The organism is Nocardia sp. NPDC050630 (assembly GCF_044457245.1).
GTDB lineage: Bacteria > Actinomycetota > Actinomycetes > Mycobacteriales > Mycobacteriaceae > Nocardia.
This window is the reverse complement of record NZ_JBITGN010000001.1, coordinates 1,001,135-1,016,689: the sequence shown is the minus strand read 5'-3', so window position 1 is coordinate 1,016,689 and position 15,555 is coordinate 1,001,135. Positions and strand designations below refer to the sequence as shown.

The window sequence follows — 15,555 nt, the reverse complement described above, 5'->3', positions numbered from 1 at the left end:
CTTATGCTCCGATACCACAGTGTCGTTCGGCTGCACACTTGGCGACCACACAGTCGATTACATCGCGCGCGGTATGCAGTGTCGCAGCCTCGGCGTCGGAGATCTCGATACCGAAGGCGCGCTCGAGTTCGATGACGAGTTCCGCTGAGCGGACCGAGTCCAAGCCATAATCCAGCAACGGCGTATTCACATCGATCGAGGGCACCTGCAATCCACGCGAAAACAGTTCACGCACCCGCGTACCGATATCGTTCAACCCGGTCATCGACCGTCCTCCCATACGCTCGAACCTGTCGCGTACACCGCGCACGCAACGCCGGTAGAAGTTAGCGAGTCCGCCGCATACGCCACTAATATTCGCTGGTAAGCGCGAAATTTATCGTCAGCCGAGACTGCGATCACTTGCCCTCCGATACGGCAATCAGGACTGTCACGTCCAATATCTCGTTCATGCGCACGACTGTCGGCAATCACAGCGGTGCATGTCCCCATCTGTACACCGCAGATTTCCGACTGGCAATGTGAATAGCCGTGCCCCAGCGCGGGATCGAACTTTCAGCAACCATTTCGCTAATTCTTTGCTCAGGCACGTAAAGAACTCGGCCAAGCCCACACGAAAGGGGGCCGAACAAGGCGGCGTCTGAGACAATATATTCCACGATTCACCGACACAGATAATGCGCCAATTCGCCCAACCACCCCAGCACAGAATCATCTTTCAATAAATTCGCTGTTCACACCCGGTTCACTGAGCGGACAGTGGAGTTTCCGAACCGACCCATCGGTACTTTTGTTTTGCATCGGGCGCTAGCACATTTCGCGGCGAATACAAAGTCACGTAACGGCATTTTTACGCCGCAAGGCCGGTGGCGCGCCGCGCCCGAACTTCCGGCTAACTTCTGGTCCCGGCGGCAGATGTGACGGCTCTCATTACCGGCCAGTAGCTCCTCTGACCCACTGTGATCGGTCACAAGCGCTCGACCGCCCGGGTAGCGCACTCTCACAGAACCATGCGAACCAGTCCACGCGCTCCCCAGGGCGGTTACTGTGAATGCTCCACACAGCTACACCCGTGGCCGAAAAGGAGTCGCCAATGTCCGTCGACCACTCGACCAGGCCGACCCTGACCCTATCGGGCAAGCCGATGTCGTCCTCGCTCAAGGACGTCCGCGCGCTGTCCCGACAGATGGTCGGCCACTTCGTGGACAACGTCATCCCCTGCTCGACGATGCCAGGGGATGCGATTACCGGCGATTTCACCGCGAGCACCCGCGTCTGCCTCGAGATCGCGGTCAGCATGCTCGACGGCAAGGACATCCCGGAGAAGGTGCAGCGGCTCGAGGACCATGCCGCGGGCTGGGCCCGCGAGGGCGTGCCGATCGACACCATCCTGCATTCCATCCACGAGGGCTTCCAGATGGGCCTCGAGCTGGTGGTGTCCAGTGCGACGATCAAGGACTACGACAATCTCGTCAATGGCGCCAAGATGGTTGTCGAACTGCTCGACAAACTCACCTCGGCGATCTCGGTCGCCTATATCCGCGAATTGCGCGCCGTCGTCAGCGAGCATCACACCGCCGTGCACACACTTACCTCCGCACTACTCGGCGGACACAGCACCTCGACCATGGCGCGCGAATGCGGTATCGCCATCGCCGAGTCGTACGACGTTCTCGCCGTTGCCATTCCACCGCATCACGAAGAGCACAATCCGATGCTCGACGCCCAGGTGGTTGCCCGGCGCAAGTTGCGTCGGCTGCAGGCCGAACTCGCCACGCAATGCGGTGCCAGCGCGCTGTCGCTGCTGAGCGTGGACGGCGGGACCGTACTGATCCCCTCGACCCAATTCGACAACGACGAGCTCGATGCGGTGGTGACCAGGCTCTCGCACGCCGCGCAGGTCGGCATTACCGCGACCATGGTCGTGGCCACGCCGGAACAGATTCCCAACGCCGCCGACCAGGCGCACGAACTGCTGGACATGGTGCAGCGGCTGCAGGCGGTGGCCGGGCTCTACCGCTTCGACGAACTCGCCCTCGAATACCAGCTCACCCGGCCCGGCCCGGGCCGCGAATACCTCGGTTCGCTGCTGGACCCGCTGGACGAGCATCCCGAACTGCTGGAAACCCTGCAGCGCCACATCGGCAACAACCTCAACCGCCAGCGCACCGCCCGGGTGCTGCACGTGCACACCAATACAGTCGATTACCGGCTCAAGCGCATCGGACAACTCACCGGCTTCGATCCGTCACAACCGTCCGGGCTGTGGTATTTGCGCTCCGCTCTGGTCGCGCGCACGTACCGCACCTGACAACGCACTTCGAAAGGCCCGCCGCATCGTCCGGCGGGCCTTTGCATCAGGAGGGTACGCCGATCACGAAGGTAGGCCGAGCCCCTCGGCCAGCACCGGCCACGAAGCCTTCAGTGCCTCTTGCCAATACCCCCACGAGTGAGTTCCCGTGGGCTGGAAATCGTAGGTGGCCGGGATGCCCAGTCGATCGAGTTCGACTCGCAGGTTCTGCGTGCACCAGTTCACCGCCGATTCGATGACACCGCCGATCACCAGCTGATTGAAGAACCCCCGCGGCCCAGGCTGCATGTGACTGCCGTTGTAGACGTCGTACATGCCGGGCACGCCGGTACCCGTGGAGATGAACAGGTGGATACCACGTAACTGCTCGGCATGCAGGTACGGGTCGTTGGCCGCCCACATCGGGTCATTCGACGACCCATACATATTCACCGTATCGCCACCACCCCAGCCCTCCACCGCGAGCTTCACGAACTGCTGCCCGATCGGATCACTGATCTGCGCACAACCGCTGTAGGCCGCAACCGCCTGGTACAGACCAGGTTTCGCGATCGGTAGCTGCAAAACGGAAGTGCCCGAGGTGGATAACCCAGCAATGGCATTGACACCGGTGGTGCCCAATTCGGCATCGATCAGCGGCGGCAACTCCTCAGTGAGGAACGTCTTCCACTTGTACAGACCAAGTTTCGGATCCGGCGCACGCCAGTCGGTGTAGTAGCTCCACTTACCACCCACCGGCTGCACCACATTCACATCTTTGTCGGCAAGAAACTTCAACACATCGGTGTTCTTCTGCCAGGTCGCACTGTCCTGCCCACCCCCACCACCATTGAGCAGATACAACGTGGGCCGCGGCGTCGACCTATCCGCCGGACGCAGCACCTTCACCATGATCTCCTGCCGCATAGCAGCGGAATACACCCGCAACTGCACCGTGCGATCATCCTCAGCCCACGATCCGGTGATCGACGACGACGCATCGGCATGCGCGGCCGACGGTACCGCAACCACACCCACAGTGAACGTCACTGCCAGCACCGCCAGGGCGTGTAGCGAAGGGCGCCAACGTATTTCACTCCTCGGTCGGCCCGAATGAGCAACCGGCGCAGCCGTCCGTCCGGCGGGACTTTGATACATTATTCACATCCTCCAGAACCTTGGCGTTCGTCGACGCGCACCGTTTGTGCTCGTCAGCGGCACATAAACTGCGCCAACGCTAAAACTGGAGAAGAACGATGTTGCGCAAACATCGGCCGGATGTGGACACCTCACGAATGCGTCCGACACCTCTAGGGATACGACACAACCCGCGATACACGCCACCTTCTCGGCGTCCACTGGCACCCTGGCCAGCACAAAGGCCCAACGTTCGGTGTGACACAACACCGGTCAGCGTTCCGCTGTCACGTCGACGCGTTCGACACGGCTCGGGCTGTGGAGCCCGCCCGCCCACAGCGCCACCGCGATGTAGAGCACCTGTTCAGGTATCCGAATCCACAGCGGGGATGCCGGCGAACCGTTGAACGGGATGTCGGATACGGCGGCGTAGATGTTGGCGGGCAGGAGGGTGACGAACAGTGCGGCCAAGCCGATCCCGGCGGGTCGGCGGGTTCTGGTGAGGAACAGACCGAGCGCGCCGAGCAGTTCCAGCACACCGGTCAGGTACACCATGAAACTCGGAAATGGCACGAATGGCGGCACCATCGGCAGCAGATCACTATGGGTGGGAGCGGGTCCGCTCGCGAGGCCGTCGGGAAGGAAATGTGTTGTGCCGGTGAGCATCACCATCGCCGCGAGCGCATACGCCGCGCACGTCCCCCAGTCGGTGAATCGAGTGGCTCCCAGTACACCCGCCAGGCGCAGCCCGAGCAGCACGATCAGGAGAAAGATCAGGGTTTCCATTTATGTCTCCGCATAGGTGGGTTGGTTCGGTATCGGTCGGTATGCCGGGAGGAATCGGATGATCAGGTAGCCGAGTACGCCGAGCGGTGCGAACAAGATCGTGAACAGCAGCAGTGCGCTGATCGGCACGGGATGGATGCCGCGTTCGCGGCAGTCGAAGTAGATCCAGCGGCCCAGAAAAAGATCGAATCCGACGAAGTGCGCCCACGCCGCGGCCGCGCCCGCACTGCCGGCGAGAATTGTTCGGAGCCCGGGAAGGGTCGGGTTGGCTAGAGCGGACAGGAACGGCCCGAACTCCGGTAGCACCAGCGTCGCGTAGATCAGCAGCGGCGGCGCGCAGATCAGCGGTGACGCGACGATGGTTGGCGTTCGGCGCCACCGCGGCGCCAGGATCATCAGAGCCCAGAAGGGCACGGCCGGCCAGAAGGTGAGATCGAAGAGCACACGGGTCATCGAATCGCTCCGGTCGCGGTCAGCGGATCGGGTGTCGGATGCGTAAATCGCGTTCGCCGCCGAATGATCATCGTGGCCGATCCGGTTGCAGCAGTGGCGATTACAGCGAGTGCCAACAATGTTGGTGCGTCCGGATACACCACGGATTGTCCGCGCAGCGCCTGCCAGGTCAGCACGGCGAGCAGGCAGCCGAAGGTTGCTGCCGCGACAGTCACGAGCGCTGCCCTGGATCGGGCCGATTGAAAAGCACGGATTCGGCGGGCACCGAATTCCAGGGCGATGGCGACCAGTGGAAGGAGTTGCACCGCATGCATTCCGAGAAAATGCGAGATGCGGAGGTCACCACCGGTGGTGCTCCAGCCGAGAATCGGCAGGCCTGGTCCGCCGTCGGGCAGGCCGACGGTGTGCGCGCCTTGGATGGCGCTGCCGGCCTCGCGTTGTGCCGGGGTCGGCACCACCATGAGCACCCCCAGCGCCGCGCCGATCAGTGACAGTGCGGCGCCGTAGCGGATCGCGGCGTTGCGTGCCGGATCCTGCGTCGGGTTGCGGAACAGAACCAGCGATACGACCAGCGTCGCGACCCAGACCACGATTATGGACAGCCCCATAGTGTCCCACAGCGCCGCATTGAGCGGAGTCGTGAAGTTGAAGTGGCTGGTGGTGCCGCGCACGATTTGGGTCACGATGACGGCCAGTTCCACACCGAGACCGACGGCTGCCACCGTGCCCGCCCACCAGGCGATCCGCCGCCAGCGGGTGAGCTGGGCGATGAGCCAGGCCCAGGTGATCGCGTAGATCAGCACCGAGAGCGCGAATTTCACCGCCTTGGCCCAGATCGGCAGTCCAGTGAGGACGCGATCGTCGACGATCAGGCCCCCGATCGAGAAGAGAACAAGCAGTGCCATCGCGATGGCGAGCAGCATCAGTGGGCGATGCCATTGCAGAGCGGTCATGTCGTGTCCTTCGGCAGGAACTCGTCAGGTGTTTATGTGGTGTTCGGTGGCACGGGACCAGCCGGGGTCGCCGTGGCGGATGAAGCCGATCCAGCGCCGGCGCATGTCCTCGACCAGAGCCTGCGGCCGCTCGCCCATGAGCATCGGTGCGTGCGCCCACGCTCCCGCACTACCGAGCAGGAACGGCAGTTCCAAGCAGTGACAGGCGCCGAAGGGGCTGCCCGCGGGATGCCAGTCGAATCGGTAGAGCCATGCGCTATTTCCTTGCGCGGCAAGGGCTTCCGCCAAACGCAAGGTAGGAGCACGGAACAGTTGGTGGGTAGATGCGGCGGTAGCGGTCGACGATCTCGTCGAACTCGGTGTCGGTGGCCACGATCGTCACCGCCGCGATCCCCCGCGCCCCGTTCGGATGGTCGAGATACCGTGGCTGGTGCACATATTCGCGGGTCAGGTGCTGGGAGATGCCGAGCAGACCCTCGGACGTGCAGCGCGGGTCGATGTGCACCGTGCGGGCGCGCATGGTCCGCACGCCGTCCTCGGTGTCGACGTTACGTTCCAGCTCGAGCACACCGGAAGCGGGGAGCCCGGCTTCGATGAGCCGCGCGCTGACCACAGCGGCGTCGTCGGTCTCCAGATTGAGAATCCGGAATCCATCCGGCAGCGGCTTCGCGTGCCACGGGTCCGGCGCCGCGGCATCGACGATGCCGAGCAATTCGATGTACGAGCCGCCGAACACCGCGCATTCGTTGGCGGTGCACCCCAGAATCGCCGGTTCACCCGGCCGCTGGCTCATCAGGTGTCGCGACCGCGGCGTCAAGGTGAATCCGAAGGACCGGTATCGACTCGTCATCGCAGCGAAGTCACTGCCCTTGAGACCGGTGTGGTGGATGGCTCCGATGTACCCCTGGCCCATATCGTCGTTCATGTGAACGAGCCTGCTGGAACACCGCGTCGAGGACCGCTTATCGGGCGGTCGACGCCGTCTTCGGACATCTATCTACCCTGATCGGGTGGATTCGGACACCCTCGACGATCTCGACCTGCAACTGCTGCACGCACTACAGATCGACGGCCGCGCCGCGTACAGCACAATCGCCCAGGTACTGGGGGTTTCCTCGCGCACCGTGGCCCGTCGATACGGCCGCCTGCGCACCAACGGACTCGTCCGAGTCACCGGCGTCGCCGCCGCAGAGCCGATCGCTACCGCCGAGTGGATCGTCCGAATCACGGTACGAGCCAGTGCCGCCACTACGCTGGCTCGCGCCCTCGCCCAGCGACCGGACACCGCCTGGGTGACGGTGGTGGACAGCGGTACCGAAATCGTATGCATCTTCCGCATTCCCGACGACGGCCCGGCACCGCTGGCCGGACTCGCCCGACACGGGGATGTCCTCGATATCTCCGCGCACCGGCTCCTGCACCACTTCATGAACCGCCGCTGGCGCGGCCGCACCTCCGCGCTGACCACCGCCCAAATCGAGGCACTACAACCACCGGATACCGCCGCGACACAGTCTCTATCGCTGACCGAGCTCGACCGCCGGCTGCTCGCTGCCCTATCACTCGACGGCCGTACCGCCTACCCCGATCTCGCCCGCCGCGTCGGCTGGTCCGAAACAGCGATCCGGCGTCGACTCGATGAGCTTCGACGCGCCGGGATCCTGCGGTTCAGCGTCGAAATCGACCCCGCCGCATTCGGTTTCACCGTCTCCTGCGTGATCTGGATGAGCATAGTGCCGCATCAGCTCCACACTGTGGCGACAGCCTTGGCTTCCGACTTCGAGGCAGCATTCATCGGCGCCACCACCGGCGAGCACAATCTGATAGCGATCGCGGTAGTCCGCAACTCCGCAGAGCTGTACACCTACCTCACCGAACGGATCACCACACTGGACGGCATCGAACGCATGCAGACCACACCGATCGCCTCCTACACCAAGCGCGACGCCCAAATATTTCGCTAGTCGTCCGGCGACGGTCGTTTACTGCGGCATCGCGCCGACCGTCACGTTGGTGTCGATAATTCCGAACACCTCGCCCTGCGGCGCCGAGACCATTGCCATCCGACCGGCCGGTGAGTCGGCGGCGGGCATCAGGACCGTCGCGCCGAGTTCGGCAGCCCGCGCCAACCCGGCGTCGACGTCGTCGAACTGGAACCAGGTCAGCCAGTAGCTTGGCATGGGGTCGCCGGGCATCACGGTGTCGTCGTTCATGCCGCCGACGGGCTGTTCGCCGCCGCGCGGGGTGAACATCGCGTAGATCATGTTCTTGCCGTCGCCCACGTCGGCGTAAGTGAAGCCGAAGACATCGGCGTAGAACTTCTTCGCGGTGTCGAGCTGGCGGGTGTGCAGTTCGTTCCAGCAGTAGGCGCCATGCTCGTTGTGGACGGCGGCGCCGTTGTGCGCACGGGCCTGCCAGATGCCGAATGCCGCGCCGACCGTGTCGATTCCGACGAACATGCGGCCGGCGTCGAGCACGTCGAATGGGGGCATGACCACCTGGCCACCGGCCGCGCTCACCTTCTCGGCAATCGCGTCGGCATCGTCGGCGGCGAGGTAGGTCGTCCACACCGAGGGCATCTCGGCCTGCGGCTTGGGGCCGATTCCGGCTACCGCATCCGTGCCCTTCATCCCCATCAGATATCCGCCTGCCTCGTCCCCACCACCCTCGATGGTCCAGCCGAACAGCTCGGCGTAGAACTCGCTCGCTTTGACCGGGTCGTCGACCTGGCAATCGACCCAACATGGGGTGCCCTCGGACCAAGGTGTGCTTCGAACAGGCATCGATATCTCCATTCACTCGTCGGTTGCCGTAGGTCGCGGGCGGGTGTACCAATCCACCCGAGATGGTGCCGATTGCGCTGCTGCCTAGTAGTGAACCAGCACTTCCTGGCTGCTGTCCCGAAGTTCGCTGAACGTTTACCACCACTACCGCGACGGTCAGGACAACCGAATGCCCACCGGGCCGATTGTGCGGAATCGGCCCGGTGGGCAGGCCGCCACGCGCCTGCACCGACCGGGAAACGGAGGCGGGGTAGGAATCCGTTTAACCGGGACGAGGGTCGCGTGGCGGTGGGCGCACCCGCCGCACAGGCTCGGGGAGTCAGGGTTCGTCCTGTCCGGCCGCGGTGCACGCCTACCGCGATGTCACAGCTTGCCGCTACCGCCGATCAACCACGGGTTGAAAGCGCATTCCAGATTCGGATGGCCGACCGGGTCGAGTGCGTTCAGCGCGATCGACAGCGCACGTGGCGAATACATCATCGTCAGGTGGTCGGACAGATCCTGTTCGCAGCCCTCCTGCAGGGTGATGTTGTGGACGGTCGTGCCCGGACCGGCCTTCAAGAAGGTTAGGTCGTAGGGGTTGGTGACCTCGTCGTAGCGAGTTCCGACCACGGTGTAGTCAACGCCGGGGACGGTGTCGCCGTTCGCGTTGAGCAGGTTGACAAAATCCGAGCCGATGGTCTGCTGGATGCCCGCGTGACCGACGAAGATCTCGATGAAGCCGAGAACGTCGATACCGAGGTTATTGATGGCCCGACCCAATGCGCCGATGCCGTCGAGGCTGGTGCCGTGGTGGGTGGCGCCGAAAGTGACGAGGTTCTTCACCTTGGCCGCACCACCCTCGAACTTGGTGTACCAGTTCGACATCGAGCCACCCTGCGAGTGGGCGACGATATCGACCTCGGACGCGCCGGTCGCGGCGAGTACTCGATCGACGAAGACAGCGACCTGTTTGGCCGAGTCCTGGATGTAGCCGGTACCGTTCACGCCGGGCAGTACCGAACCGAGGCCGCCGCCCTCCAACAGGTTCGAGCGACCGTAGTTGAAGGTGAAGACGCAGAAGCCCGCGTCCTTCAGTGGCTGGCTCATGTAGGCGAACCCGTTGTAGGCGTTCGACCACGTGCCGTGCACTGCGATCACGGGGCGCGGATGTTCGGCGGTCGGCTTGCAGTTCCAGTCATTGGTACCTGGCGGTGCGACATCAGGATTCAACAGGCCGTAGCCGAAGGCGGCCAGGAACGATGTCATCGGCGGGCCGTAACCCACTGTGTCACTGGCGTATCCGCCCGATGATCCGGAGCTGCTGCCGGAGCCGCCGTAGCAATCACCGGAGCCGTTGCCCGATCCCGCGCCGCTGCCCGAGGTACAGGCCGAACCCGAACTGCCCGCGCTGCCGGAATCGGCGACCGGGGCCGCCTTGCGGCCCGCGGCGATGTAGTCGGCCAGTGTCTGCTCCGTTGGGGCCGGATCGGGGTTCGCATGTGCTGCGACCCCGGTCACACTCATGGCGAGCACCGAGACGCCCATCATCACCGCGGCGCTGACCGACCGACCGCATCTACTTCGTTTCATGACATGCCTTTCTGAAGAACGTCAGCGTTCGAGTCGCAGCGCCGAGGTATGTCGGTCGACGGCACTGAAACTGCGCCAACGCTAAAGCCGGGTGTAGGCGAAACCCGTACGACGGCAACGTAACTGGATACCTCACCAAACGCCTTTGCCCCTATTAGGGGTGCGGCACAATTGCGGTTTCCGGTGTAGCGGCCACGGCCACAATTCAGACGATGGAATTCGGTGAATTCTCCAGATCACCAAAGGGTTACGAGGAATTCGGAACATTCGAGAAGACCATGGTTCTACGTTTCCCCGCCGTCGGCGGCGACCCGACGGCTAATGAGTGGAGCTGCCATGTTCGATTCATATCGAGCCCGAAGCGGTGTCCACCGCGCAGAATGCCGAACGTTCAGCTCGAATCATGCACGATATCGGCATGCGCGACGCCGTCGTAGTGACCTCGGCCGACCATATCGATCGAGCCGCGGCCCTTTTCGGCGATGCGGGCGTAGCAGTCGTCGCCACGGTCACTCCGGAGAAGGTGCCGCTGCTCGTTTGGGAGTTCGGACCCAGGTCCTGAACAACAGCAACACAGGAGCGAATATGAACAAGAGCGCCATCGATGCCGCTACCGATCCGGCCGACCAGGCCCGCGCGTTACGCGACCATCGATATCGATCCGCTACCACCCACGAGATCGGGCGCGAAAAGATCCGAGAATTCGCCCGCGCGATAAAGAATTTCCACCCCGCGCATTGGAATGAGGAGGCGGCCGCCGAGCTCGGCTTCAATGGGCTGATCGCCCCGCCGACATTCGCCTCGATAATCCTGCTCGGGGTCCATCGCGAAATACTCGATACCCTCGTCAATGGCTATGATTCGCACCGGATTCTGCACGCGGACCATGTGCTCGATCTCGGCAGACCGCTGGTCACCGGCGACCGCATCAGCTGTGATGTCTATTTCGAATCATTCCGGCACTTCGCCGATTACGATGTGCTCGCTGTCAAGAGCGTACTGACCGACCAGCACGGGGTGGTGATTCAGACCGGGTCGACGGCCCTGCTGGCGCGCACTGGCACCGACAGTGCTGGGTTGGCGCACCGGGTCGGCGGGATCGCCATGCGCTGCCCCGATGCGCCACCTACGCCCGGGGTCGTCATTCCGGCCGAAGGCAACGCTACCGTGGCGCCGGTATCGAGTCGGATACCGTGCACCACAGTCGATTTCGAATCGCTTTCAATCGGAACGCAGTTACCGGCCCGGGTAGTTCATCTGTCGCGCAATGATCTGGTCGATTACGCCGGGGTGACCGGTGATGCCGATCCGGTGCTGTTCGGCGAGCAGAGCGCCACCTCCACCGGTCTGCCAACCGTCGTCGCCCCCGACATGCTCAAACTGGGTCTGGCCGCTGGATATCTCGGTGGCTGGCTCGGCGATCCGGCGGCCGCCACCCGATTCCGCGCCCAGTTCGCGCATTACACGCACTATCTGCATATTCCGCCGCCGCAGGCCAGCGCCATCGAATTCCGTGGCCGGATAACTTCACTCGATCCGTATCGCCGCAAGGCCACCGTCGCACTGGACGCAAGGTCACATGGCCGTAGGCTTTTCGGCTACGCCGCCGCGGAAGTCCTATTCCCGAAGGTGGATTGAAGTCCGGTCAGTTGCGCGAGCCTGCGATGTGAGTCCAGTCGCGCTTCGCGATCGTAAGTGCTGGTTTGGACCAGGATTTCGTCCGCGCCGGTGCGAGCGACCAAGGCCGCCAATGCGTCCGCGACCTCGTCCTCGGTGCCGTGGATATGGTGACGTAGCGCCTCGTCGAAGATCCGGCGTTCCCGGTCGGTCATCGTCATGGATTCGATCTCCGCAGATGGAATCAACACCGGAAATTCGCCGTGTGTCCGGGAATACGCGCTCGACCACGCCTCGGGCAGCAACAGCTGATGGGCTTTCTCGGTGGTATCGGCGATCACCACCGCGCCGGATACGACGACATACGGTTCTGCGCCCCATTGCGTCGGGCGGAATTGCGCGCGGTAACGCTCGATCGCCTCGACCATGCGGTCGAGTCCGGCGATCGATGCGATGACCAGCGGCAAACCGAAACGGGCCGCCCGTTCCGCGCCGGATCCGGTCGCCAATAGGAATGCGGGTACCCGCAGCCCCTCCGCGGGCCAAGCGTGCACACCTGACTTGCCGCGCGTGAAGTATTCGAGAACATCGGTGAGTTGCCGATCGAAATCGTCGGCATCGCCCTTGCCGTGTCCCAGTGCCCGCCGCACGCCGTCAGTGAAGCCGACCGAGCGACCGAGCCCCATATCGATCCGTCCCGGATACAGCGATTCCAAGACCCCGAATTGTTCGGCGACGACCAATGGTTGATGGTTCGGCAACATCACCCCGCCGGTGCCGATTCGGATCCGCGAGGTCGCCGCCGCCGCTGCCGCCGCCAGCACGGTCGGAGCCGAGCCCGCGACGCCGGGCACACTGTGGTGCTCCGAGACCCAGAACCGGTGAAATCCCCAGTCCTCGGCCAGGCGGGCGAACTCCACGGTCTCCCGCAGTGCCTGCGGATGGCTCTGCCCCCGTCGGACGCGCGAGCGATCCAGGATCGAAAACCGCACCTGATCGAGTTCCGAAGTCATATCTGTGTCAACACCCCGGGCCCGGCCGCATTCCACCGCGCCGATGGGTGTGGGTGAAAGAATGGAAATCACACCTGCGTAAACCGGTAGCCGGTCCTGCGGTCGTCGACGCGTCTCGCGGCTCGGCACGAACGTCGAGCTCGACGTGGAGGCGCGAATGTCCCGGATCGGCCAGTCATTCCAACGTGTGCGTCCTCGCACCACCATTGTGCTCGGCATCGCGCTCGCGGCGGTGATCGTGTTGGTCGCAACAGTGGTGCTGGTCGTGGCGCGTCACACCGATGGGGTAGCGAGTAGTGCGTGTCCGGATGATCCATTGGCGTCGGCTCCCGGCTGGGCGCCGACGAACGATCGGGTGGACGTACCGATCGATGCGCATCCGTTCGTCGGTAACGGCTACCTGGGCTTACGTGTACCGCCGCGCGGCATGGGATACACCGCGACCGATGAGATGACCGGCTGGCCGCTCTACACGCCCGCATACGATGGCGCTTTCGTCGCGGGCCTCTATGCGCACTCTCCGGGTGTGGCCGATAACCGCGAGGTCGCCGCTGCCATTCCGAACTGGTCCGGATTGTTGGTCAGTGTCGGTGAGCACACCTTTTCGCCCGCCACACCCGCTGCCCAGATCTCGAACTTCGCCCAAACACTGCATCTGCGGTGTGGACTGGTGCGGACCCGACTGACCTGGACCGCGCCCGATGGCAAGGCTACCGATCTGGTCTACGACGTGCTCACCGACCAGTCGGATCAGCATGTCGGCGCGGTGCACGTTTCGGTGGCGCCGCACTGGTCGGGTGAGATGGTCGTCTCCGATCTGGTCGACGGCGCCGGTGCGCGACGGGTCAACCAGTCCGAGGTGGGCGCTCGCGATGACGACACGATTCGAGTCGGATTCCGTGCCGACGGCACCGATGTCGACGGCGATATCGTTTCCATACTGCGCCCGGGGACGGGTATCGCTTCGAACGCCATCGAACCGACGCCACCGGGCCGCGAACTCAGTGCGCGCCAGGATGTTCGGTTTCCGGTGCGCGACGGCGGCACATATCAGGCGACGAAGTTCGTCGGGGTCGACACCGCCCGCACCTCGCCCGATCCGGCGGCGACCGCATTCGAGGCGGCGCAGCGCGCCGTGCGGACGGGATGGGCGAACCTGCTCGCGCAAACATCCGCGGCCTGGCGGATGCGGTGGCGCGGCGATATCGAGGTGCCCGGTCAGCCCGATGTGCAGACCTGGGCGCGCGGTGCGTTGTATTCGCTGTACTCGAGCACGAATCCGCAACAGGACAATAGTATTTCCCCGGTCGGGCTCAGCAGCGACAACTATGGCGGCGCGGTGTTCTGGGATGCGGATATCTGGTCGTTCCCTGGATTGCTGCAGCTCGCACCGGAATTGGCGAAATCCGTGGTGGACTATCGCTTTCGGACATTGCCCGCCGCGCGGGCGAACGCCGCGCGGCTCGGCTACCGCGGTGCTTTCTACCCCTGGACCAGCGCGAGCCGTGGCGATCTCGACGAATGCCACAGCTGGGATCCGCCGCACTGCCTGACCCAGATCCATCTGCAAGGCGATGCGTCCCTGGCGGCCTGGCAGTACTACACCGCCACCGGCGACACGGGCTACCTGCGCGAACGCGGCTGGCCGGTGCTGGGCGCGCTCGCCGAATTCTGGTCCTCGCGGGTAACGCGCAACGACGACGGCAGCTACTCGATTCGCAATGTCGCCGGTCCCGATGAGTACAGCAACGGAGTGAACGACGCGGTCTACACCAATGCCGTCGCCGCCCTCGCTCTGCGCAATGCCGCACGCGCGGCGGAGATTCTGGGCATACCGCGCCCGCCCGAGTGGACCGCGATCGCCGACGGTCTGCGTATGCCGTTCGATGGGAATCAGCGGATATTCGTCCAATTCGACGGCTACACCGGCACTCCCATCAAACAGGCCGACACCGTGCTGCTCATCTACCCGCTGGACTGGCCGATGCCGCCGGATGTCGCGGCCAATGTGCTCGAATACTATTCGGAGCGAACGGATCCCGACGGTCCGGCGATGACCGATTCGGTGCATGCCATCGATGCGGCGAAGATCGGCGTTCCCGGCTGCGCTACCGATACCTTCCTCGAACGCGCCGCCCGCCCCTTCGTCCGTGCCCCCTTCGGTCAATTCGCGGAGGCTCGCGGCGCGAAGGTCGGAGCCAAAGACCCACTGGCCGGTGCACCCGCCTTCACATTCGTCACCGCGGCAGGCGGCTTCCTGCAAACCTTCACCAACGGCCTACTCGGCCTGCGCTTCGACACCGACGAAATCCGCATCGCGCCCACGCTGCCACCCGAACTCCACGAGGGTCTTACCATCCATGGAATCCACTGGCAGGGCCGAACTTTCGACGCGACCATCGGCCCCGACGACACCGAACTGACCTTGACCAGCGGCCAACCCCTACAAGTCCGAACCGACACCGAAACCCACCGCCTCGACAGCGAACTGACCATCCCGACCCGCCGCCCCGACCGCAGCCCCACCGACAACCTCGCCCGCTGCAAACCGGTCACCGCGAGCTCCGACGAGCCGGGCAAATACGCCGAAGCCGCTGTCGACGGCACCCCCGCCACCGGCTGGTCCCCCAAAGCCCCCACCGCCACCCTCACCGTCGACCTCGGCCAGGAAACCCACATCGACCGAATCCTCCCCCACTGGACCACCCCCACCCCAACCACCTTCACCACTTCCCCCGACAACCGAACCTGGACCCCCATCACCCCCGACCCAACCACCGGCTCCCTCCCCACTTCCCTCTCAACCCGCTACATCCGCCTAGAACTCACTGCTCCCACCCACCCCACCCTCCAAGAACTCGAAATCACCGGCCCCCGAACCTGACTCGCGACCTGTTCGTACACCTCACGGTGGGGCTGGTCCTGGCCGAGCTCCTGCGCGACAGCACCTA

At 64.1% G+C, this 15,555-nt stretch carries 15 protein-coding genes; 5 read left to right on the top strand and 10 right to left on the bottom strand.

The genetic code is table 11. The features are described from left to right. Nucleotide 1: 1 nt before the first annotated feature. Nucleotides 2-265, bottom strand: coding sequence for an acyl carrier protein (locus ACIBG0_RS04505; protein ID WP_397029149.1), 264 nt, complete (start codon nucleotides 263-265; stop codon nucleotides 2-4). 828 nt (nucleotides 266-1,093) lie between these two features. Between ACIBG0_RS04505 and ACIBG0_RS04500 the strand changes: the two genes are divergently transcribed. Further along, nucleotides 1,094-2,311 (top strand): PucR family transcriptional regulator, encoded by a 1,218-nt coding sequence (locus ACIBG0_RS04500; RefSeq protein ID WP_397029147.1) that lies wholly within the window; start codon nucleotides 1,094-1,096, stop codon nucleotides 2,309-2,311. Nucleotides 2,312-2,374: 63 nt separating this feature from the next. On the opposite strand, the gene ACIBG0_RS04495 is transcribed toward ACIBG0_RS04500, so the two are convergent. The 6 genes from ACIBG0_RS04495 to ACIBG0_RS04470 form a co-directional block, all read right to left on the bottom strand. Then, complete coding sequence (locus ACIBG0_RS04495) at nucleotides 2,375-3,340, bottom strand: alpha/beta hydrolase (protein ID WP_397029145.1); 966 nt, start codon at nucleotides 3,338-3,340, stop codon at nucleotides 2,375-2,377. Nucleotides 3,341-3,700: 360 nt separating this feature from the next. Continuing rightward, nucleotides 3,701-4,213: a hypothetical protein gene (locus ACIBG0_RS04490; RefSeq protein WP_397029143.1), complete on the bottom strand. Its 513-nt coding sequence runs from the start codon at nucleotides 4,211-4,213 to the stop codon at nucleotides 3,701-3,703. Next, nucleotides 4,214-4,666, bottom strand: a complete 453-nt coding sequence (locus ACIBG0_RS04485; protein WP_397029142.1) for an ABA4-like family protein — start codon at nucleotides 4,664-4,666, stop codon at nucleotides 4,214-4,216. Then, nucleotides 4,663-5,619, bottom strand: coding sequence for a hypothetical protein (locus ACIBG0_RS04480; RefSeq protein WP_397029140.1), 957 nt, complete (start codon nucleotides 5,617-5,619; stop codon nucleotides 4,663-4,665). Before ACIBG0_RS04480 ends, ACIBG0_RS04485 begins: the two co-directional genes overlap by 4 nt. A 24-nt stretch (nucleotides 5,620-5,643) precedes the next feature. Continuing rightward, nucleotides 5,644-5,913, bottom strand: a complete 270-nt coding sequence (locus tag ACIBG0_RS04475; RefSeq protein WP_397029139.1) for a hypothetical protein — start codon at nucleotides 5,911-5,913, stop codon at nucleotides 5,644-5,646. Next, nucleotides 5,876-6,544: a VOC family protein gene (locus ACIBG0_RS04470; RefSeq protein WP_397029137.1), complete on the bottom strand. Its 669-nt coding sequence runs from the start codon at nucleotides 6,542-6,544 to the stop codon at nucleotides 5,876-5,878. The genes ACIBG0_RS04475 and ACIBG0_RS04470 overlap by 38 nt, the downstream gene beginning before the upstream one ends. 85 nt (nucleotides 6,545-6,629) lie before the next feature. Here ACIBG0_RS04470 and ACIBG0_RS04465 point away from each other — a divergent pair, with 85 nt between their 5' ends. After that, on the top strand, nucleotides 6,630-7,583 hold the full coding sequence (locus ACIBG0_RS04465) for an AsnC family transcriptional regulator (protein WP_397029135.1): 954 nt from the start codon (nucleotides 6,630-6,632) through the stop codon (nucleotides 7,581-7,583). Nucleotides 7,584-7,601: 18 nt separating this feature from the next. Here ACIBG0_RS04465 and ACIBG0_RS04460 read toward each other — a convergent pair whose 3' ends face one another. Both ACIBG0_RS04460 and ACIBG0_RS04455 read right to left on the bottom strand, forming a co-directional pair. Further along, a complete protein-coding gene (locus ACIBG0_RS04460) occupies nucleotides 7,602-8,402 on the bottom strand; it encodes a VOC family protein (protein WP_397029133.1) in 801 nt (266 codons plus the stop codon). A gap of 363 nt (nucleotides 8,403-8,765) precedes the next feature. After that, the gene (locus ACIBG0_RS04455) at nucleotides 8,766-9,974 is read right to left on the bottom strand and encodes an esterase/lipase family protein (protein WP_397029131.1); all 1,209 of its coding nucleotides are present in this window, start codon (nucleotides 9,972-9,974) and stop codon (nucleotides 8,766-8,768) included. Between the two features lie 325 nt (nucleotides 9,975-10,299). On the opposite strand from ACIBG0_RS04455, the gene ACIBG0_RS04450 reads away from it, so the two are divergent. Together ACIBG0_RS04450 and ACIBG0_RS04445 are read left to right on the top strand one after the other, a co-directional pair. Then, nucleotides 10,300-10,536 (top strand): YdcF family protein, encoded by a 237-nt coding sequence (locus ACIBG0_RS04450; RefSeq protein WP_397029129.1) that lies wholly within the window; start codon nucleotides 10,300-10,302, stop codon nucleotides 10,534-10,536. A 23-nt stretch (nucleotides 10,537-10,559) separates the two neighbouring features. Beyond that, nucleotides 10,560-11,612: a fused (3R)-hydroxyacyl-ACP dehydratase subunits HadA/HadB gene (locus ACIBG0_RS04445; protein WP_397029127.1), complete on the top strand. Its 1,053-nt coding sequence runs from the start codon at nucleotides 10,560-10,562 to the stop codon at nucleotides 11,610-11,612. On the opposite strand, the gene ACIBG0_RS04440 is transcribed toward ACIBG0_RS04445, so the two are convergent. Next, a complete protein-coding gene (locus ACIBG0_RS04440) occupies nucleotides 11,573-12,604 on the bottom strand; it encodes an LLM class flavin-dependent oxidoreductase (protein WP_397029125.1) in 1,032 nt (343 codons plus the stop codon). The genes ACIBG0_RS04445 and ACIBG0_RS04440 overlap by 40 nt on opposite strands. 157 nt (nucleotides 12,605-12,761) lie before the next feature. Between ACIBG0_RS04440 and ACIBG0_RS04435 the strand changes: the two genes are divergently transcribed. Then, complete coding sequence (locus ACIBG0_RS04435) at nucleotides 12,762-15,488, top strand: discoidin domain-containing protein (protein ID WP_397029123.1); 2,727 nt, start codon at nucleotides 12,762-12,764, stop codon at nucleotides 15,486-15,488. The last annotated feature ends 67 nt before the right edge of the window (nucleotides 15,489-15,555 follow it).